This is a genomic window from Lentilactobacillus parafarraginis DSM 18390 = JCM 14109, assembly GCF_001435895.1.
GTDB lineage: Bacteria > Bacillota > Bacilli > Lactobacillales > Lactobacillaceae > Lentilactobacillus > Lentilactobacillus parafarraginis.
Window position 1 is genome coordinate 1 of the sequence record NZ_AZFZ01000224.1, and the last position, 372, is coordinate 372.

Below are 372 nucleotides of genomic sequence, written 5' to 3' on the forward strand. Positions count from 1 at the left end.
AACTCAATTTAGATCTCAAACAGTTTCTTAAACGTCATCGTGTCCGCTCAGCAAGCTTTCAAAGCATTCGAACCGCTAGTGCAACGTTGAGCGGTGTGGAAATTGTTCACGCAATACGCAAAAGAACCCGACGAGAGTTAAGTCTCATCGGGTTCTCAGTCGTGGACGAATTAGAAGCATTGTTAGCTGCATAACCTTCAACATAGGATCAATAGCTGGTTAGATGGTCATCTCTCAGACTGTTTGCACCAGATCCTGATTATGCTCTTTTATTTTCTCGAACAGGATACACAAGTGCCTGCCGATGCAAACCATTTCGCGCTCGCAGAGCATAGAGAATTGTCACGGTATCGACAACTTCTTGCAGCATTG

At 44.6% G+C, this 372-nt stretch carries 1 pseudogene; it reads left to right on the forward strand.

Annotation, left to right across the window (positions count from 1 at the left end):
• Window positions 1-194 (forward strand): annotated as a pseudogene (locus tag FD47_RS15765) (IS6 family transposase); the annotation flags it as partial.
• Window positions 195-372 lie beyond the last annotated feature (178 nt).